Genomic DNA, 18647 nt, shown 5'->3' on the forward strand with positions numbered 1-18647 from the left:
AGCCTTCTTTTAACCTGCCTCTGTCTGTCTCGATAAAAACAGACGATTTCAGTAAAACCCTCGTGATGAGAGTGCCTTAAGGCTGACAGCTCTCCGGTGACCCTGTAGGCTGTCTCGATTGAAGTTACCAATCAGTCCCGGGTGAAACGGGATTATTGGCCCAAGCACTTGCAGGTTGAAAAGAGGAATGAACGTGGTCAGTAAAACATTCGGAGCTCTCGCGCTGGTATCAAGTTTGTTCTGGGGGGGAGCAACATCGGTTTCCCAGGCTGAAGAACTGAACTGGCAAGAGATCGCAGCAAAGGCAGAAGGCCAAACCCTCTATTGGAACGCCTGGGGGGGCAGCGAGAAGATCAATGACTATATTGCCTGGGTGGGACAGCGATTGGATCAGCAGTATTCCATTCGCCTGACGCACGTCAAAGTCACAGATACAGCCGATGTTGTCAGCCGCGTCCTTGCCGAAAAGACAGCTGGCAAAAATGAGGGCGGCAGTGTTGATCTGGTCTGGATCAATGGTGAAAATTTTGCTTCGATGAAACAACACCAACTGCTGTTTGGTCCCTTCACACAAAGCCTGCCCAACTATCGTTTTGTTGATATTGAGAACAAAGCCACCACAACCGTTGACTTCACTATCCAGGTTGAAGGGTTAGAAGCCCCCTGGGGTATGGCAAAGTTCAATTTTATGTATGATTCTGCCCATATCAATACCCCCCCAACCTCCTTGCAGGAACTGTCTGACTGGGCCGAGAAACACCCCGGACGTTTCACCTATCCAGCTCCTCCTGATTATCTTGGTTCGACTTTCTTAAAACAGGCCCTGATTGATCTTACTGACAAAGAGGATACCCTGCGCTCACCTGTCGCCAACCAGGCAGAGTTCGATGAAAAAACAAAACCCCTCTGGCAATTTCTCGATCGGCTTCATCCAGAACTATGGCGCAGTGGCAAACAGTTCCCTGTCAGCAGTTCGGCCCAGCAACAACTTCTTGATGATGGCGAGGTCGATATTCACCTTTCTTTCAATCCTGGCGCAGCATCTGCCCTGATCGAAAGCGGTGAACTCCCTGCCAGCGTTCGGACCTTCACCTTCAAGGACGGGACAATCGGCAACACCCACTTTGTCGCGATCCCCTACAATTCGTCCCACAAGGAAGCTGCCATGGTTGTTGCCAATTTCCTGATGAGTCCGGAAGCCCAGGCCCGAAAGCAGGATCCTCGCTACTGGGGCGACGACACAGTTTTGGCTATAGACAAGCTCTCCGCAGAAGATCGCAGTACATTTGATGCTATTGAGCTGGGCATCGCAACCCTGCCCCCGCAGGATCTCGGACCAACCTTGCTTGAACCTCACCCCTCCTGGATGGAGAAAATCGAACGGGAATGGCTGAAACGCTATGGCCAATAGCTTTCTCTGCGGCATCAAGACAGAACATGGTAAAAATCTCGATCATCACTGATTGTCTAAGCCTGAAATATGTCCCGGCATTTACCCTTCTGGTTTTTCTTGGTCCCTTGGGCGCCGGGTTGATTGGTACGATTTTGCCTGCTTTCGGGTATTTTCCTGCTCTGGGTGCAGAGGATTTTTCTCTCCTGAGCTGGCGGTATCTGCTGGACTATCCGGCTTTGCCTGAGGCATTACACCTCACACTCTTATCTGGCTTTGTCGCAACAGCACTCTCCCTTAGCCTGGCAATTGCCTTTACTGCTGCCTGGCAAGGCCGCCCCAGCTTTAATCGCGTTCGAAAACTGCTTGCGCCTATTTTGGCAATTCCTCACTCGGCTTTGGCGATCGGCTTTGCTTTTCTGCTTGCCCCCAGTGGCTGGATCGCGCGTCTTTTCTCTCCGGGGGTGACGGGATGGGATACCCCTCCAGATATAGCCATTATCCACGATCCCTTTGCGGTTTCCCTGATTCTGGGACTTGTGATTAAAGAAACCCCCTACCTGCTTCTGATGATCATTGCGGCATGTGACCAGGGACAGGCAAGACAGCGGCTTGTTTTGGCACAAACCCTCGGATACAGCCCGGTTGCGGCCTGGATCAAGGCTGTTCTCCCTCTGATATATCGCCAGATCCGTCTGCCCATCTATGCCGTTCTCGCCTTCTCCCTCTCTGTTGTCGATGTGGCTCTTGTTCTCGGCCCGACAGCTCCCCCGACCTTGCCGGTCCTTATCGTGCGATGGTTCAATGACCCCGACCTGAGCTACCGGGCCCTCGCATCAACGGCAGCTGCTTTTCAACTCGTCATCGTCGTTCTGTCCATTCTGGTCTGGTATCTTCTGGAACAGTTAATGGCACAGATCTTTCGCCACTGGCTTAGCAATGGGCAGAGGTCATGTGCTGAACGAACCATCAGCTTTCTCTCCCGGTCATTTTTCCAAATTCTTGGCGGTGTTTTCTGTGGGTCTCTGCTGGTCATCGCCATCTGGTCCTTTACCCGAAGATGGCGCTATCCCGATGCTTTTCCTTCTGAATGGAGTATTCAAAGCTGGCAAAACAACCTCGACACACTATTACTGAGCAGCAGTACAACATTGATTGTCGGTAGTATCAGTGCCCTGATTGCCGTCATCCTGAGCGTAGCCTGTCTCGAGAATGAAAAGCGGCGTGGCAAAACTGCTGGATCCGGTGCACTCTGGCTGCTGTATCTTCCTCTGATGATTCCTCAGGTTTCATTCCTTTTCGGTACCCAGGTGATTGCAATAAAACTTGATATAGACGGCAGCTGGCTGGCGTTGATCTGGAGCCACCTTCTTTTTGTACTCCCCTATGTTTTCCTTTCACTGGCTGAGCCCTATCGCTTTCAGGATAACCGTTTTGTCAACATTGCCCACTGCCTTGGCGCCAGCCCCTGGCGTGCTTTTTGGAAAGTGCGCCTGCCCATGCTTTTACGCCCCTTGCTTTTTGCCCTGGCTATCGGTTTTGCCGTCTCGGTGGCCCAGTATCTCCCGACACTTTTTGCTGGCGGCGGGCGTTTTATGACTTTGACCACCGAGGCTGTGAACCTGTCAGCCAGTGGTAACCGCCGGATCATCTCTGTTTATGCCTTGCTCCAAGGCCTGTTCCCGCTCCTGGCTTTCAGTGCGGCCATCGGGTTTTCCAACTTCACTTTCCGCCACAGAAAAGCTTTGTCCCAGTCATGAATACACACCAGCGACCCGGCGCTGCTCAGGCACCCGAACCCCTTATACTCAAGGATCTCACACTTTCGCTCTTCAGAGCCGGGGTAAACAGAACCCTTTTCAACAAATTTGATCTGGAAATACAGCCCGGTGAAATTACGACAATCATGGGTCCTAGCGGCTGTGGGAAATCCAGCCTTCTCTCCTTCATCAGTGGGACGCTTGCCAAAGATTTCACCGTGGACGGTCGGGTTTGCCTCGGACAACGCGATATTACCGACTCCCCGCCAGAACAGCGACATATTGGCATGTTATTCCAGGAAGATCTGCTCTTCCCGCATCTCTCGGTCGGGGAAAACCTCGGCTTTGGCATTCCTGCCGTTGTGCGCCAGAAAACAGACCGGAAAATGCTGATCGAACAGGCTCTGGAAGAAGCCGGCTTATCCGGTTTTGCCGATCAGGACCCCGCCACCCTGTCCGGAGGACAACGGGCGCGGGTCGCTGTGATGCGAACCCTGCTGTCTCGTCCTTCTGCCCTGTTGCTTGACGAGCCATTCTCCAAACTCGACAGCGCTTTGCGCGAACGTTTTCGAACTTTTGTATTTGATCATGCCCGCGCTCATAATCTTCCAACCCTGCTTGTCACACATGACCCGGAAGATGCGCGTTCGGCTGAAGGTGTCATTCTGAACATGCCTTTTGTATGACCCCCGGTTATATGATCCCCTGGCACAGATCTTTGTTCTGGTCAGGGCCCAAATTGTTTTGTACTCAGTGTTTTCAGATGGTCGATATGTTGAAGAAAGTGCCCTGATCGGGGAATTTTCAATAAATACCGTCGTGTTAGAGTGAAAACCGCAGTTTTTTTTACTGCAGTATGCCATCTTGATTTTGCCCCAACGGCAAATTCAGGATAAAAGCTGTCACGATTTAAGACAGCCCCGGAGCCAGTGCCCATGTATAGCCAGACCACCAGGTCTATAACGGTGACAGTAAAACCGACTTTTCTCGAAGATCAGTCGTCTCCCACTGACGACCACTATGTATGGGCTTATCAGGTCCAGATTGAAAATAAAGGTGACGACGCCGTCACACTGAGAAACCGTTACTGGTGTATTACAGACTCCATGGGCAGGGTACAGGAAGTCCGCGGTGCAGGTGTTGTTGGTGAACAACCTTGCCTCAAGCCGGGTGAAAGTTTTGAGTATACCAGTGGCACACCTTTACCGACGCCTTCAGGTATCATGTCAGGCAGTTACGAGATGGAAGGCCCGAATGGTGAACTTTTCAGCGTCATCGTTCCGGCCTTTTCACTGGATAGTCCACACGAAGTGGCACGCCCGAACTAGCACAACACTTCCAGCAGGAAGATAAAAGGAAAGAGCCCGTGAGCAACACCGAAAACACCGTCATCCGTCCGACACGCGAAGAAGCTCTGTCGGCCGTGGAAACCTTGCTTCGCTGGGCGGGTGATGATCCCAGCCGCGAAGGTCTCTTGGGCACGCCCGACCGTGTTGTCCGCAGTTATCAGGAATTCTTTGCTGGTTACGATGTTGACCCCAATGAACTTCTCGAAAGAACCTTCGAAGAAGTTGAAGGGTATGACGAGATCGTATTGCTGCGCGATATCCGCTTTGAATCCCACTGCGAACACCATATGGCACCGATTATAGGCAAGGCCCATGTCGCCTACCTTCCCAACAACCGTGTTGTTGGTATCAGCAAACTCGCAAGAGTGGTCGAAGCCTATGCAAAACGTTTGCAGATCCAGGAAAAGATGACGGCACAGATCGCCAACGCGATCAATGATGTACTGCAACCCAAAGGCGTTGCCGTCGTGATTGAGGCCGCACATCAGTGCATGACCACCCGCGGCGTCCATAAATCCGGCGTGACAATGGTAACCAGCCGGATGCTTGGCTTGTTCAGAACCAACCCTTCGACCAGGCGAGAATTCCTTTCCCTGATCGGGAATCCTTCTTCTTCGGCCTCCTGAATAAAAAGATCTTTTCAAGGCCCCCGTTCCCTGCAATCGGGACCGGGGGCTTTTGCATACCAAACTTGTTTTTTTTCTGCTAATCTCTGCTGCTGTAAACAGGCAGATCAATTGCTCCGGCCAGAACTGGACTTTGGCATGTCACATTTTACCGTCCCCGACGCATCACCGTTCAACTGTTTGATGCACTCAGTCCTATTGATGAAAAGGCCCTGTGGATGATCCAGTTTCGTCCCGTCGTCTTCGTAACCGGAATTTTGCTCTCTATCATGGCTATTGCCATGATTATTCCGGCTGTGGTTGATGCCGCTGCCGGTCACCCGGACTGGCGTGTCTTTGCGACATCTTCCGCCTTGAGCCTCTCTATCGGCATTGCCATGGTTCTGGCGACCAACGCCTCCTGGCACCGTTTTTCTTTGCGAGAAGCCTTTGTCATTACCAATGTCGCCTGGCTGACCATTGCCGTTGCCGGCGCCATTCCCCTGGCTTTTTCCGAGCTGGAACTCAGTGTCACTGATGCATTTTTTGAATCAATGTCCGGCATCACGACAACCGGCTCGACCATTATCGTCGGACTAGACAGTTCTCCGCCAGGGATTCTTCTCTGGCGCGGCATCCTGCAGTGGCTGGGCGGCATTGGTATTATCGTCATGGCCGTTGCCATCTTGCCGATGCTGCAAGTCGGGGGCATGCAGATGTTCCGGGTTGAAGCTTTTGAAGCAGACAAGGTCCTGCCCAAAGCCGCCCAGATTGCCGCCGCCATTTCTATCTTCTACGTTTTCATCACCATCGCCGCTGCAGTCATCCTCTCTCTGCTCGGGATGTCTGGATTTGATGCCGTTGTGCACGCGATGACCTCTATTGCAACAGGCGGTTTCTCAAACTACGACTCTTCTATTGCCCACTTCAAAAACCCGATGATTCACTGGGCGATCTGCCTTTTCATGGTTCTTGGCAGTATTCCCTTTATCCTCTACCTCCGGGTTATCCGGGGTGATCTAACCAGCCTGCTTCAGGATAGCCAGGTCAAAACCTTTCTGATCATTCTCGCTGTATCGGTCCTGACCATCACCCTCTGGCTCTGGTACATAGACGAAATGAGCCTGGGGACATCCCTTCGCCTGTCGGCTTTCAATGTGATCTCTGTTATGACAGGGACAGGCTACAGCTCTGCTGACTATGGTCAATGGGGCGGGTTTGCCCTCGCCTTGATGTTCATTTTGATGTTTGTCGGTGGCTGTGCCGGATCGACCACATGCGGCATCAAAATTTTCCGTCTACAGGTACTCTACGCGACGACACAGGCACAGCTTAATCGCCTCATCCAGCCAAACGGAATTTTCTTTCCCAACTACAACAATAACCCCATTCCAGAGAGCGTTTCCAACTCTGTGATGAGCTTCTTTTTCCTCTTTGCCGTCAGTTTCGTATTTCTTGCCGTTGGGCTGGGTGCGTTCGGACTTGATTTTATTACCGCGGTTTCCGGTGCGGCCACTGCGATCGCCAACGTCGGTCCCGGGCTTGGGGATGTCATTGGTCCCGTCGGTAATTTCAAGACCCTGCCTGATGGGGCAAAGTGGCTCATGGCCGCGGGGATGCTGCTCGGACGTCTGGAGCTTTTCACCATTCTTGTCATGGTCTTGCCCCGTTTCTGGCGCGGTTGATCTGCCAAAGAAAAACAGCAGACCTGTTTCCAGGCCTGCTGTTTTTTTATCGGTTAGAGCTTGCCTTCAGTAAGGTAAGCTCTGGGCTACATCACAAAACTGCTCAGATGTTTGGCAATTCCCTGCTGGAGCTGACGATCAATCTCAATCATCAGATCTTCCGTCATCTTGAACCAGATTTTTTCCCGTTCGCGCAGCGTTAGATTTTCAGGAACAGTTCTGCTCCGTTCAGCGCGGGCAAAGACCTGGGCATCTTTGTATCCCCGGCCATCACGCACCTGCATTTCAATTTCAATCACACCATCATAGCGTTCGGACTGGTCATAAGTAACAAGACCTGTGATCCCACTTTGCCGCTCCAGCTTGGTTTCCGTGACGGACGCATTCTTGATGATAAAGTTCAGCACCCCGTCATTGCCCATTGCCTGCAGGCGATCCTGAGCCCAGCGTTCAGCTGCTTCAGACGGCGTCGTATTGAAAAGATGCTCGACATTCGGACTCTGCGCTGGGCTGACGTATGCCTGCTCAACCACTATCTCACTGACCAGCAGCTGATAAGGAGGAAGATGTGAATAGGTCAATTCCGGCTGACGCCCGGAAGAGGGCGCCGTTTGACAACCCGCCAATAAAGCACCTGAAAGGGAAACTCCCCCAAGCACAAAATTTCTTCTGCTAAGTTCCATGATCTAATCTGCCTCTTCTATAAGCGCTCTCCCCGGATCATCTCCCACGCTATTCCAAGGGGGATACAAACAGGGGGGCCAAGTCTAATTATGATTAGGGAAATACCCAGAAATTATGGCACAAAGAAGACCTGTCAGGACTCGACCTCTTCCTCAGAATTAAGCCGGGCAATATCCGCATCATTAAAGTGGTAACTGCGGCTGCAAAACTCGCAGGAGGCAACAATCTTGCCCTCAACCTTGTAGGTTTCAATCTCTTCAAGGGGAATGGTTTTGATGACAGTTTCCAACTTCTCCCGGGAACAGCGGCACCCTTCCAGTATGGCCTTCTGATCAAAAACCCTGACCTGCTCCTCATGGAACAACCGGTAGAGCAGATCTGTTACAGGCAAATCAAGATCAAGAAGCTCGCCAGCGGTACAGCTGGCCATCAGGACCATGGAGCGTTGCCAGTCTTCTGTCAGCGTCTCTTCATCTTGATCTTTTCTTCCCTGGATGCCTCCCTCACCGGGCATGTATTGAAGAATCATGCCGCCACTGCGCCAGCTTTCTCCTTCGTTTTCTGTCTTGACCAGAACGCCTGTTTTGATTTGATCAGACTGCTTGAAATATCCCTGGATACATTCGGACAGAGTAGCTCCTTCAAGCTCGACAATCCCCTGATACCGCTCCATATGTTCACCCTGATCAACCGTGAAAGCTAGATAGCCCTTTCCGGTCAAATCCTTGAGTGTAAGCGTGGCAGGATCATCTGTCCGCTCAAGCAGTTGAGCAAGTGCCTCTTCGTTGATTCCGGCATACCCGCGTAAAACGCCTTCCGACGTCATGTCGCTGACCAACATTTTTACAGGTCCGTCACTCTTGCTCTGAAGGGTAAAGCACCCATCAAACTTCATCAGCGAAGAAAGAACAGCTGTCAGGGTCAGCACTTCGGCCAGCAGTTCATTGACCACCTGTGGATAGTCATGGCGTGCCAGAATCGTGCTGATGGCTGGCCCGGTCCGGACCAGCCGACCTCGAATGCCGGTCGCCTCTAACAGAAATGGCTGAACCAGATCATCTCTTATGCCGGTCCCGACAGTGTTACTCATTACAACATTACTCCAGCTTCTTACTTGCTCATACACCAGTACATGATGCCCTTCTGGGCATGTAATCTGTTACCGGCTTCATCAAAAACAACAGACTGAGGACCATCAATGACCTCTTCTGTCACCTCTTCCCCGCGATGGGCAGGAAGGCAGTGCATAAAAAGAGCATCCGGTTTAGCCAACCCCATCACCCGTTGATCCACCTGATAAGGTTTCAAAAGATTGTGACGGTTTGCTGCATCCGTATCCCCCATGGAAACCCAGGTATCTGTCACGATGCAGTCACTGTCTGTAGCCGCTTCCTCAACAGATCGGGTCACCGTGATTTTGCCGCCTTCTGCTTTGGCCCAGTCAAGAACAGCCTGATTGGGGGGCAGCTCGGCCGGTGTTGCCAGTTTCAGATGAAACCCAAACCGCACGGCCGCATGTATCCAGGAAGTGGCAACATTGTTGCCATCGCCGCACCACGTCACCGTTTTCCCGGCAATCGAGCCGCGATGTTCTTCATAGGTCATGATATCAGCCATCAGCTGGCAAGGGTGCGACTCATCTGTCAGGCCATTGATTACCGGAACGCTCGCATATTCAGCCAGCTCGTGCAGAATACTTTCAGAAGAGGTCCGGATCATGATGGCATCAACAAAACGGGAAAGAACCCGGGCTGTGTCTGCAATACTTTCCCCCTGCTCCATCTGTGTACTGCTGGAATCAAGCAGTACGGCATCGCCGCCCAGCTGAGAAATACCGACCTCGAATGAAACCCTGGTCCGTGTCGAAGGTTTCTCGAAAATCATCGCCAGGGATTTACCTTCCAGCGGGCGGCCCGGAATTTCTCCTGATTTCAGCTTCGTACCGTAATCAAGAATCGCGCGCAGCTGCTGCGTATCAAACCGGTTCAGATCCAGGAAGTGTTTTACGCTCGTCATTTTATTTACCTCGGGTATCCGGCGGCCCTCAGGCTGCCTGCGCCAGTTTTTGGCTCACATCTTCAAGAATGGCGATTGCCTCATCTACATGCGCACGCTCGATTGTCAGTGGTGGCAACAGGCGGATGACATTGTCAGCTGCCCCGACAGAAAGCAGGCCTCCTGCACGCATTGCCACAATCACATCAGAATTGAGGATCTTGCATTTCAAACCAAGCATCAGCCCGGAGCCCCGCACTTCCTCAAAAAGCATTGGATAGCGGGCAACCAGTCCTTCAAACCGTTCGCGAGCATAACCGGAAATCTCCAGAACACCTTCCAGAAACCCTTCCTCAAGCAAAACATCAAGCACTGCGTTACCTATGGCCATTGCCAAAGGATTACCGCCATAAGTACTGCCATGCGTTCCCGGCTTCATCCCAGCCGCTGCCTTGTCAGTCGCCATGAATGCCCCGAGAGGGAAGCCCCCGCCAATACCTTTGGCCGTAGCCAGTACGTCCGGAGTTATGCCAGCCCATTCATAGGCAAAAAACTTGCCCGTACGGCCGTTACCACATTGCACTTCATCAAGGATCAGCAGCAAGCCGAACTCATCACAAACCGTTCGCAAGCCTTTGAGGAAATCCAACGAAGCGGCACGAATCCCGCCTTCACCCTGAATTGGCTCAACCAGTATCGCGGCAGTTTCTTCCGTGATGGCGGCGCGCAGTTCATTCAGATTGCCAAAGGCGACATGGTCAAACCCGGGAGTCTGGGGGCCAAAGCCTTCCAGATGTTTCGCATTTCCCGCCGCAGACAAAGCCGTCATGGTTCGGCCATGAAACGCACTGTCGCAGGTTATGATCCGGTATTTTTGTGGCTGTCCATTATGACTGTGATATTTCCGCGCCAGCTTGATGGCACCTTCAAGCGCTTCAGTACCCGAATTGGTAAAGAAGACCTTGTCGGCAAAAGTATGTTCCACCAGGCGTTCGGCAAGCCGTTCTCCACCAGAAATCCGGTAGAGGTTGGAAACATGCCAGAGCTTGCGTCCCTGTTCTTCCAGTGCCGCCACCAGCCGGGGATGGCTATGTCCAAGAGAATTGACGGCAATACCACCGGCAAAATCGAGATATCGTCGGTTCTCAGCAGTATAGAGATAAGGTCCTTCGCCGCGCTCAAATGCGAGGTCGATACGTGCATAGGTCGGCATTACTGCGTCACTCATTGGGATCTCTCTTGATATCTGCTGAAAAAACAAAACCCGGGGCGACAATACTGCCACCCCGGAGCAAGGTATTAACCCAAGATCATCTGGAACTGTCAATAAGGAGAAAGCTGATTTTCTGCCTTTTCCGCAGGAAAATTCACTTAACAGGCTCAATCCTGTACCCCTGGGCCTGCAAAAGGCTGAGAATGCCTTCATGCCCGGGAAGATGCAGAGCATCAACAGCCACAAAAACATTTCCCTTGTTCAACATGCCGCGCATCCGTTCCACCATGCTATAGTTCCGGGATGTTACTAGCCGATGGATATAGGCATCAGCTTTTTCAGGCGGCAAGACCGCCAGGCTCTGGCGCTTGCGGGCATAAAGACCCGCAACATTTTGAGACAGATAATCTCCAACCAGATCTTCAAAATCGTCTTCAACTTCCTGTATTGTCTCTGGCAGACTGGTCAGCAACAGGATCTGCTCTTCCTCGCCTTCGCCCTGCAAAGCCAACAACTGTTCCTGAATCGTTTCCAGCGCGATGATCTCTATTTCCTGCTTTCTCGCCAGATCCTGAAGCGATTGATCAAGAGTTCTGATCCCCAGTGAAATTCTTGAAGCTTCTGAAGGCGGGAAGGAAAACATGACCCCGGCGGCCCAGGGGCGCAGGACATTCATCTGGCGTGCCAGAAAACCGTATTCGTACCCCAGAACCTTGATCTTCTCGAAGGTTTCGGGCGAGACAAGCTGGTCCAGTCGCCGCCCGTCATCATAAACCATGGTCTCAAACAGGCGTTGCTGAATGGCGTCATCATCCTCGACTTCAATGACCAGACTTTTCGCTGTCAGGAGCTTTCGATGTGCCGAAGCACTGGAATCAACGACACGGCGTTCGCTACTGTGGAAAGTTCCATAGATAATACTTGGCTCAACGCCCTCCTTGCTCACCTGCCACATCAATCCTCGCCCAAAAGGCAACTCCTGCGCCTGGGCAAGCTGTGTGATGACCAGAAAAACCGGCATCAGGCTGAGCAACAGGATCCTGTTCCAAACAAGTTTCAGGCTCCTCGGGGCATATGACAAAGAAGCAGAATGAATACGAGAAGGTTTTTTCAGCATGGAACATCCCAGATACAAAGGCGACAGACCTGCGAAGGTAGCAAATCTGTGCAGCTTTTACAGAGGATTATCTCAAACCCGGGTCTTATGATTGTGTTGAGCCAAGTGAAAGAAACCTGAAACTGATACCCTCAATCCATAGGGCTAACCTGATAGCCCCGTTCCACCAGGATATTCAGAATGCCCTTCTCTCCCGGCAGGTGCAGCGCTCCGACAGCCGTAAAAGAATTCCCCCTTACCAGACCGCGCGCCATCCGGTTGGCCATATTCAGGTTACGCTTGTCAATCAGTCTGGTTTTCATGATGTCATAGATCTCTGGAGGTTCTGTTTTGAGTTCCTCAAGCATGGATCGGTAAAATGCCGACGTATTTTCCGCCAGATACCATTGTTTGTATTGCTCCATCAGCTCCAGAGAGTTTTGAACAGCAAGGGGGCTTTCTAGTGCACGAATGATGGCATCATAAAAGATATTGTCATCCCGCTCATGGAAAACACCCAGCTGTTCTCTTGCTGTCTCAAGCGATTTAACCGGAACGTCGTTTTCCTCAGCCATTTGTCCCAGCTGAAAATCCAGAGCAAGCCCTTCTTCCTCGACCTTCTGGCTCTCCTCTCCCAAAAGGGACTGGATCATCGAATAGACGGCCCAGAGCTCCAGTTGTTTGAGATCCTCTTCAGGAATTTCCTGCTTCAGGGCGATATCCCGTATCTTGCTATACACCTCTTCCGGCAAAACCTCGTCCAGCGTTTTGCCATCATCACGGATCCTTACGTTGTAAGCTTCCCGAGCCTCTCGCAACGTCGGATCTATCTCAAGATAGAGAACATCCGCCTTGTTCAGATAAGGTTTCACCCTGTCTTTCTGTTTCAGAATCCGGGGGTCTGAAACGTGCATGGTCCCAAACAGATAACTCGGCGACCGTCCTTCGCGTTCAATCTTCCAGAACAGCCCCTGCCCATAGAGGATCTCTTCCTTCTCACTTGCCTGTGTCAGGGAAGACAAAGGCAACAGAGACCAGAGCCCAAGCATCAGCATGATTACAAAGCGCTGGGGAGAACGGAATAACAAGCTGCGAAGAGGCAGGTCAGAAACTGCCTGGACTACAGTACTCAGGATCTCGAAACCAAAAACCTTCATCCACTATCTTCCTGTAAAGATCCAAGGATTGAATATTTGAATGGTCAGGCCTTTATCTTGTAACCCCGTGCCATCAATGTCCAGCCGGCGAGAAAAGCAACCACAGTTATAACCAGTAACGCTGTCCCCTGCCAAAGAACCATCGAAGGATCGCCATAGCCTGTAATGCCATAGCGAAAACCATTGATGATCCAGAACATGGGGTTTGCTTCGAACAACCACTGCAGGTTCGATGGAATGCGATCAAGGGTAAAAAAGGTGCCTGACAACAGTCCTAGGGGAAGCACGAGAAAGTTATCAATCATGGAAAACTGGTCCCACTTTTCTGACCAGAGACCAACCAGGACACCAATCATGGCAAAAAGGAAGGCAGCGACTATGCCGAAAAACAACGTGTAACCCACGGCATAAAGCATCGGACCCGTAAAAACAGTCATCGCCAGCATGATCAATACCGAAACAATCAAGCCGTTCATGACGCCAGCCAGTCCGTATCCAAGCAAGAGCTCAAGCGGCGTCAGGGGTGCCATCAGCACGTCGGCGATCACACCTTCCTGTTTATCGATGATCAACATAAAGCAGACATTCTGGAAAGAAATCTGCACCAGAACAAAAGCAGCCAGCCCCGGAGCAACAAACTGTAAGGCCGTAAGTCCCGGGGCGATCTGCTGACCACTATCAAGGGCCAGGGTAAAGACCGTCATAAACAGCATGGTTGAAATCATCGGCCCCAACAGGCTTTCGGTCCAGAACCGCATGAAACGGACCACACCACGCCGATAGAACAAGGTCCAGACCCGCAGAAGCGCAATCACCCGGATCGGTTGATCGATCCCTGAAACAGCTGGAACTTTGGGACCCGGGTCTGTCATCACATCAGGCCTTCAGCCTGTAACCAGTGGAAATCAGACGGTGCGTCAGAAGCCAGAGCAACAGATTGACAGAAGGCAACAGCAGATACCCGATGATTACATTGCCATCAGCATGACCGATAAAGCCGTAACGAAAACCGTCAATCATATAGAAGAAGGGATTAAAGTGAGCCACAGCCACCCAGGCTTCGGGCAGGCGATCTATGGAATAGAACGTCCCGGAAAGAAAGGACAAGGGCGTGATCACAAAATTGGTAACCGCCGCGATATGATCGTATTTCTGGGCCCAGATCCCGCCAAGCATCCCCAAAAGCGAGAGCATCAGGCAAGCATTCACGGCAAACCATAGCGCCGATAAAGGATGAGCAACACCACTGGGTACAAAAAACAACATCGCAACAAAAACTGTCAGACCGACAAGAAGCCCGCGGGTAACACCACCCGCCGCGATTGCGAGGGTCATCTCCCAGGGGGCCAAGGGCGGCATGAGAATATCGACAATGTTTCCCTGAACCTTGGCGATCAGGATCGAAGACGAGGTATTGGCAAAAGAATTCTGCGTCATGGTCATCATCATCAGACCCGGCGCCAGAAAGGTAATATAGTCAACGCCACCGACCGTACGCCCCAGGCCACCCAACGCCAGCGCAAAGACTGCCAGGAACAACAAGGTGGTAATCACCGGTGCCATCAAGGTCTGGGTGAAGACGTTCAGAAAACGTTTTACTTCACGGCTGTAGAGCGTCCAGAGGCCCAGAAAATTCATGGCACCAATCTGACGGGGAGCAATTTTACTCAAAGGCGGGTCGATCAAAGTCATGTTGCACATTTACGCAACCTGGGGGAAATCTTCAAGGGCAAGAAAAGGATAAGCCTATCAATCATTGATTATTTTCAATAATACCAGGCCACAAAATTAAACTTTGCTATCTTTTTTTCCTTGTTTTAGTCCGTTGAAATATTCTTTCAGCTCCTGCTTTCGCTCCACCGGAAGCCAGCGCCAGTCGCAATCAAGATTTGCTCCCTCAAGTGCATAGAGATAATTCAGCGAGAATTTATGCTCGTCACAAAAGCGAAAATAAAGGCGGCGAAAGGTCTCTTCAGCACCATAATTTCGCAGGTCATCCGGGCTGGTTATCCCGACTTCCAACAGCTGGGGTACAGACTTGGGACCAATGTTGCGCATTGCCAACAGTGCCTGCATCCCCTGGATTTTTGCAGACATACCTAACTTATCCTATTTCTGTTTTTGCTGACTATTCTGAAAGTATAACCTGATCTCATCAGACAATACTGCTGAAGGGAAAAATTTATAAACCTGTTGCAGAAAAAAATTGGTTCACGCTCTGGGACATGGCATTTTTAGTACATGAAAAAGTTCACCCGACAACCGGAAGACGGCCCTCCGAAAAGGAAAGTGCCCCGCAAAGCGACGCCCAGGTATCTTGGAAATGTCGCCCGGTTTTATCTTGAGCGTTATGCCACGACAGAAGCCGGCTTGAGGCGTTATCTGATGCGCAAGGTCACTCTCTCGGCCAAGGAGCATGATACAGATCCACAAGAAGGGATCGAGGCGATTGAAGCCTTGATTATAAAGTTCCGCAATCTCAATTTTCTCAACGACGAACGCTATGCCGAAGGACGCAGCGGCAGTCTTCATCGGCGAGGCAACTCCTTACGGGCAATCCGCCAGGATCTTTCTCTCAAAGGTGTACCCGAAGAGGAAATCGGCAAGGCGATAAATGTCATCAAGGAAGAAAGCATCAACCCTGATCTGGAAGCAGCAGTGTCTTACGCCCGCCGCCGCCGCATGGGCCCCTATCGCCCCGAAGAAGAACGCGAAGAACGGCGAGAGCGTGATATGGCAGCACTCGGCAGGAAAGGCTTTTCCTATGCGATTGCTGAAAAGGTCATTCAGGCTGAAGATCTTGAACTGCTTGAGGAAGAAGCAGGACTCTTTTAAAATCCATCCAAGCAGAGCCGGTTTTCGTTTTATTGTTGCAAAGAAACATTGAATTCGGAGGAGAGACACCCAATCCTTTTATAAAAGGACGTATGATCATCTGCCTTCACAACAGGGAAACAGAACAATGCGATTTCGTCACACTGCCCTTGGCCTGCTTTTCGCTGCGGGCCTTTCTGCATACAGTCTTCCCGTCTCCGCAGCAGGCAGCGGCTGGGATAACCAGAGCTCCCCTGAACTCAAGGAAGCCGTCAAGCTTATCAAGGGTGAAAAGTATACAGAAGCTTTACCCCTGCTGACAAAAGTTACCGCAGAAGACCCGAAAAATGCAGATGCCTTCAACATGCTCGGATACAGTCTACGCAAGTTGGGGAACAAAGATGATGCCTTGAGCAACTACACCAAGGCCCTGGAAATAAACCCACGCCATCGCGGGGCCAATGCTTATCTCGGCGAGCTTTATCTGGAAATGAACCAGCCGAACAAAGCGCTGGAGCGTCTGGAAATTCTCGACGAGAGCTGTTTTTTTGGCTGTGACGAATATTCAGAGCTGAAAACCGCCATCGAAAAATACAAAAGCAACCAATAAACGCGGGGCCGTTTAGGCTAATCCAGAAAAATTGCAGCACCTCTAGTGCGGAAGATCCTTTGCACTGGTTAATGACCAGACATCCATACCCCCGGTTCGGCCGCGCACCTGAATATGCTGTTTTGGGAAAGCACTGAAGTCCCCGCCTGCAATCTCGGCAACTGGCTGGGAAATCACCAGTTGAGCCCCCAGCTCCTTGCTCATACTCTCCAGCCGGCTAGCCGTATTTACGGCATCTCCGATTGCTGTGATCGAGGTTGCCTGCCCCCACCCCAGTTCGCCAACGATCACCGGTCCGGTATGAATCCCGATACCGATTCGCAGGGGTTGGGGCAGTTCGTGGGCAAGATGCGCATTAAGTTCGTCCAGTTTTTCAGCCATCCGCTTGGCCGCTTTCAAGGCGTTGCGACAGCCAGCTTCCACGCCTCGATCAATACCGAAAAGCGCCATCACACCATCACCGATAAACTTGTCCAGCCGCCCCCCAGATTCTTCGACTGCAGTACCCATTGCCTCGAAGTAACGGTTGAGGATAAAGACCACGTCATAAGGAAGTTTTTTTTCCGAAAGGCTGGTGAATCCCCTGATATCAGCAAAGAGGATCGCAATTTCACGCTCCTGCCCTTGCGCAATAGAACTGACCTGCCGACCGATCATATTCATTCCGCTTTCTGCAGGGAGAAGCGGTGTAATCTCCAGATCCAATATCGGATAGGTCTGACAGGCGAGACGCATGTTCTCTGCAGCACCGATCCTTTGAAGTACCCTCAGTTCATCTTGTTCTATGCTTGGCAAAGTATCCAGACCGCGCCCGACCCTGACTCTGCAGGTAGAACAGCGTCCACGCCCCCCGCAAACCGATGCGTGGGGAACACCGTTCATCAGGCTGACGTCCAGCAGATTTGTGCCCTTTATCGCCCTTAGCGCACGTCCATCCGGATAACTTACCTTGAAAGTCCCCTGCCACCGCTGATAGGCGTACCGCAACCAACGTGCGGAAAATGCCAGAAGCAACAAAAAGATAAATGCAACCTGCAACAAGGTCTCAAATCTGTAGATATCCCCGACCTCTTCCGCAGAAGGCAGGTTTGCCGAAACCAGAAAATTTTCCAGCCAAAGAGGATTTGCTGCCAGCTCCGTAATTTTCAAGCTGGATACATAGAACCCCGCCAGAGAAATCACAGGCAGAATCACTACCAACGACAGGGCATAAGGTTTGAATGCCTGATAGCCCGAACGATATCTCAGCCAGTAATGCAGCCCGACACAGCCATGCCCCCAGGCAAGGAAAAACAGGATAACTTGCCGAACCCCGGCATCGGGGCGCCAAACCACCAGGGCATAGAGTTCATAGTAATAATTGTCCTCTATTCCATAAATCTCATGCGCGAAACGGGTTCCCAGCACATGCAAAACCAGTAAAAGAGGAATTATGGCCCCAGACACCAACTGCGCCATCTCCCAGAATCGCATATGCAGATGTTGACGACGATATACCCCCCACAGAGACAGACACATATGAGAGATCAACGCACCATAGAGCAAGAACGTACCAAGCGGGTTACGCCACAGTGCCAAAAAAACCTCACGTCCCTCGTCCATCATGGCAATGGAATGGAGCCCCAGAGCATGATTCAACAGGTGGGTAAAGAGATAGAAAAACAGTACAAGCCCGCCGTATAACCGGATCTTTCTGACCATCCTGATGACACCTGTTTTTTGATCTGCTAAAGAAAACCGGATCGGGTAACGCTATTTTTCAGCAAAATAGCCCTATAACTTCTTGTTTTTGTCGCTTGCACGCAGCCTAAAGGTCGCGAAATAGACGAGTGATTAACAAATAGATGAGTAGGATAGTTGGGATTATCGAGGATAGCCAGCGTTAGGAAACAGGAATTTGGTATCAGGACTTTCCAGAGAAGAACGTTCCGCCAGAAGGCAACAGCGGAAAGAGAAACTACTGCAGGAGCTGGATTCAACGATTCCGTCTCCCTGTACTTCTGTTTGCCAAATGGACGACCTGACCCAGCTCTGTATCGGGTGCCAGCGCAACATCGATGAAATCCGGGACTGGGTCATCATGACTGGCGAAGAAAAAAAAGCCCTGCTGAATATCATCGAACAGCGCCGGACCAGTATGGTTGCCTGATTTGTACCGGGCCGGACAGCATGCAACTGCTGTTCCCGCAATGACAGACTGTCTTTTCTCACAAGACTTGCTTCAGGATATTGCTCTCCACGGGCCAGAGCTTTTGTCCTAGATCAATTGCACGCGCCGTTGAATACAGC

General features: G+C 51.4%; 19 protein-coding genes. 9 read left to right on the plus strand and 10 right to left on the minus strand.

Annotated elements, in window-relative coordinates:
• Positions 1–187 precede the first annotated feature (187 nt).
• The 6 genes from O4H49_RS15670 (at position 188) to O4H49_RS15695 (ending at position 6789) form a co-directional block, all read left to right on the plus strand.
• Positions 188–1411, plus strand: a complete 1224-nt coding sequence (locus O4H49_RS15670) for an ABC transporter substrate-binding protein (protein WP_269424380.1) — start codon at positions 188–190, stop codon at positions 1409–1411.
• Positions 1387–3150 carry an ABC transporter permease gene (locus tag O4H49_RS15675; protein WP_269424381.1) on the plus strand — a complete coding sequence of 588 codons (1764 nt, stop codon included), beginning with the start codon at positions 1387–1389 and terminating at the stop codon, positions 3148–3150. The genes O4H49_RS15670 and O4H49_RS15675 overlap by 25 nt, the downstream gene beginning before the upstream one ends.
• A complete protein-coding gene (locus O4H49_RS15680; RefSeq protein WP_269424382.1) occupies positions 3147–3836 on the plus strand; it encodes an ATP-binding cassette domain-containing protein in 690 nt (229 codons plus the stop codon). The genes O4H49_RS15675 and O4H49_RS15680 overlap by 4 nt, the downstream gene beginning before the upstream one ends.
• Positions 3837–4085: 249 nt before the next feature.
• Positions 4086–4478 (plus strand): Co2+/Mg2+ efflux protein ApaG, encoded by a 393-nt coding sequence (apaG, locus tag O4H49_RS15685; protein WP_269424383.1) that lies wholly within the window; start codon positions 4086–4088, stop codon positions 4476–4478.
• Positions 4479–4516: 38 nt separating this feature from the next.
• On the plus strand, positions 4517–5125 hold the full coding sequence (gene folE, locus O4H49_RS15690) for a GTP cyclohydrolase I FolE (RefSeq protein WP_269424384.1): 609 nt from the start codon (positions 4517–4519) through the stop codon (positions 5123–5125).
• Positions 5126–5343: 218 nt separating this feature from the next.
• Positions 5344–6789 (plus strand): TrkH family potassium uptake protein, encoded by a 1446-nt coding sequence (locus O4H49_RS15695; RefSeq protein WP_269424385.1) that lies wholly within the window; start codon positions 5344–5346, stop codon positions 6787–6789.
• A gap of 86 nt (positions 6790–6875) precedes the next feature.
• Here the strand turns inward: O4H49_RS15695 and O4H49_RS15700 are convergent, their stop codons facing one another.
• The 9 genes from O4H49_RS15700 to O4H49_RS15740 all read right to left on the minus strand — a co-directional run bounded on the left by O4H49_RS15700 (position 6876) and on the right by O4H49_RS15740 (position 15031).
• A complete protein-coding gene (locus O4H49_RS15700; protein WP_269424386.1) occupies positions 6876–7472 on the minus strand; it encodes a hypothetical protein in 597 nt (198 codons plus the stop codon).
• Positions 7473–7606: 134 nt separating this feature from the next.
• Positions 7607–8563 (minus strand): Hsp33 family molecular chaperone HslO, encoded by a 957-nt coding sequence (locus O4H49_RS15705; protein ID WP_269424387.1) that lies wholly within the window; start codon positions 8561–8563, stop codon positions 7607–7609.
• A gap of 20 nt (positions 8564–8583) precedes the next feature.
• The gene (gene argF / locus O4H49_RS15710) at positions 8584–9489 is read right to left on the minus strand and encodes an ornithine carbamoyltransferase (protein WP_269424388.1); all 906 of its coding nucleotides are present in this window, start codon (positions 9487–9489) and stop codon (positions 8584–8586) included.
• A 28-nt stretch (positions 9490–9517) separates the two neighbouring features.
• On the minus strand, positions 9518–10696 hold the full coding sequence (locus O4H49_RS15715; RefSeq protein WP_269424389.1) for an aspartate aminotransferase family protein: 1179 nt from the start codon (positions 10694–10696) through the stop codon (positions 9518–9520).
• Positions 10697–10835: 139 nt separating this feature from the next.
• On the minus strand, positions 10836–11798 hold the full coding sequence (locus O4H49_RS15720; protein ID WP_269424390.1) for a TraB/GumN family protein: 963 nt from the start codon (positions 11796–11798) through the stop codon (positions 10836–10838).
• A 131-nt stretch (positions 11799–11929) separates the two neighbouring features.
• On the minus strand, positions 11930–12934 hold the full coding sequence (locus O4H49_RS15725; RefSeq protein WP_269424391.1) for a TraB/GumN family protein: 1005 nt from the start codon (positions 12932–12934) through the stop codon (positions 11930–11932).
• Between the two features lie 44 nt (positions 12935–12978).
• Positions 12979–13806, minus strand: coding sequence for an ABC transporter permease (locus tag O4H49_RS15730; RefSeq protein WP_269424392.1), 828 nt, complete (start codon positions 13804–13806; stop codon positions 12979–12981).
• A gap of 4 nt (positions 13807–13810) precedes the next feature.
• Positions 13811–14635, minus strand: a complete 825-nt coding sequence (locus O4H49_RS15735; protein WP_269424393.1) for an ABC transporter permease — start codon at positions 14633–14635, stop codon at positions 13811–13813.
• 87 nt (positions 14636–14722) lie between these two features.
• On the minus strand, positions 14723–15031 hold the full coding sequence (locus tag O4H49_RS15740; protein WP_269424394.1) for a TfoX/Sxy family DNA transformation protein: 309 nt from the start codon (positions 15029–15031) through the stop codon (positions 14723–14725).
• A 144-nt stretch (positions 15032–15175) separates the two neighbouring features.
• Here O4H49_RS15740 and O4H49_RS15745 point away from each other — a divergent pair, with 144 nt between their 5' ends.
• A complete protein-coding gene (locus tag O4H49_RS15745; RefSeq protein WP_269424395.1) occupies positions 15176–15769 on the plus strand; it encodes a regulatory protein RecX in 594 nt (197 codons plus the stop codon).
• A gap of 127 nt (positions 15770–15896) precedes the next feature.
• Positions 15897–16358: a tetratricopeptide repeat protein gene (locus O4H49_RS15750; RefSeq protein WP_269424396.1), complete on the plus strand. Its 462-nt coding sequence runs from the start codon at positions 15897–15899 to the stop codon at positions 16356–16358.
• Positions 16359–16400: 42 nt separating this feature from the next.
• Here O4H49_RS15750 and O4H49_RS15755 read toward each other — a convergent pair whose 3' ends face one another.
• Positions 16401–18059: an adenylate/guanylate cyclase domain-containing protein gene (locus O4H49_RS15755; RefSeq protein ID WP_269424397.1), complete on the minus strand. Its 1659-nt coding sequence runs from the start codon at positions 18057–18059 to the stop codon at positions 16401–16403.
• A gap of 196 nt (positions 18060–18255) precedes the next feature.
• On the opposite strand from O4H49_RS15755, the gene O4H49_RS15760 reads away from it, so the two are divergent.
• The gene (locus O4H49_RS15760) at positions 18256–18507 is read left to right on the plus strand and encodes a DUF1289 domain-containing protein (RefSeq protein ID WP_269424398.1); all 252 of its coding nucleotides are present in this window, start codon (positions 18256–18258) and stop codon (positions 18505–18507) included.
• Positions 18508–18647: the final 140 nt, after the last annotated feature.

Source organism: Kiloniella laminariae, from assembly GCF_027214005.1.
GTDB classification, from domain to species: domain Bacteria; phylum Pseudomonadota; class Alphaproteobacteria; order Kiloniellales; family Kiloniellaceae; genus Kiloniella; species Kiloniella laminariae_A.

Excerpts from the sequence above, each read along its gene's own strand:
- O4H49_RS15670 (WP_269424380.1), top strand. The coding sequence starts at position 188 with ATGAACGTGGTCAGTAAAACATTCGGAGCTCTCGCGCTGGTATCAAGT.
- O4H49_RS15675 (WP_269424381.1), top strand. The coding sequence starts at position 1,387 with ATGGCTGAAACGCTATGGCCAATAGCTTTCTCTGCGGCATCAAGACAG.
- O4H49_RS15680 (WP_269424382.1), top strand. The coding sequence starts at position 3,147 with ATGAATACACACCAGCGACCCGGCGCTGCTCAGGCACCCGAACCCCTT.
- apaG (WP_269424383.1), top strand. The coding sequence starts at position 4,086 with ATGTATAGCCAGACCACCAGGTCTATAACGGTGACAGTAAAACCGACT.
- O4H49_RS15695 (WP_269424385.1), top strand. The coding sequence starts at position 5,344 with ATGATCCAGTTTCGTCCCGTCGTCTTCGTAACCGGAATTTTGCTCTCT.
- O4H49_RS15700 (WP_269424386.1), bottom strand. The coding sequence starts at position 7,472 with ATGGAACTTAGCAGAAGAAATTTTGTGCTTGGGGGAGTTTCCCTTTCA.
- O4H49_RS15705 (WP_269424387.1), bottom strand. The coding sequence starts at position 8,563 with ATGAGTAACACTGTCGGGACCGGCATAAGAGATGATCTGGTTCAGCCA.
- argF (WP_269424388.1), bottom strand. The coding sequence starts at position 9,489 with ATGACGAGCGTAAAACACTTCCTGGATCTGAACCGGTTTGATACGCAG.
- O4H49_RS15715 (WP_269424389.1), bottom strand. The coding sequence starts at position 10,696 with ATGAGTGACGCAGTAATGCCGACCTATGCACGTATCGACCTCGCATTT.
- O4H49_RS15720 (WP_269424390.1), bottom strand. The coding sequence starts at position 11,798 with ATGCTGAAAAAACCTTCTCGTATTCATTCTGCTTCTTTGTCATATGCC.
- O4H49_RS15725 (WP_269424391.1), bottom strand. The coding sequence starts at position 12,934 with ATGAAGGTTTTTGGTTTCGAGATCCTGAGTACTGTAGTCCAGGCAGTT.
- O4H49_RS15730 (WP_269424392.1), bottom strand. The coding sequence starts at position 13,806 with ATGACAGACCCGGGTCCCAAAGTTCCAGCTGTTTCAGGGATCGATCAA.
- O4H49_RS15735 (WP_269424393.1), bottom strand. The coding sequence starts at position 14,635 with ATGTGCAACATGACTTTGATCGACCCGCCTTTGAGTAAAATTGCTCCC.
- O4H49_RS15740 (WP_269424394.1), bottom strand. The coding sequence starts at position 15,031 with ATGTCTGCAAAAATCCAGGGGATGCAGGCACTGTTGGCAATGCGCAAC.
- O4H49_RS15745 (WP_269424395.1), top strand. The coding sequence starts at position 15,176 with ATGAAAAAGTTCACCCGACAACCGGAAGACGGCCCTCCGAAAAGGAAA.
- O4H49_RS15750 (WP_269424396.1), top strand. The coding sequence starts at position 15,897 with ATGCGATTTCGTCACACTGCCCTTGGCCTGCTTTTCGCTGCGGGCCTT.
- O4H49_RS15755 (WP_269424397.1), bottom strand. The coding sequence starts at position 18,059 with ATGGTCAGAAAGATCCGGTTATACGGCGGGCTTGTACTGTTTTTCTAT.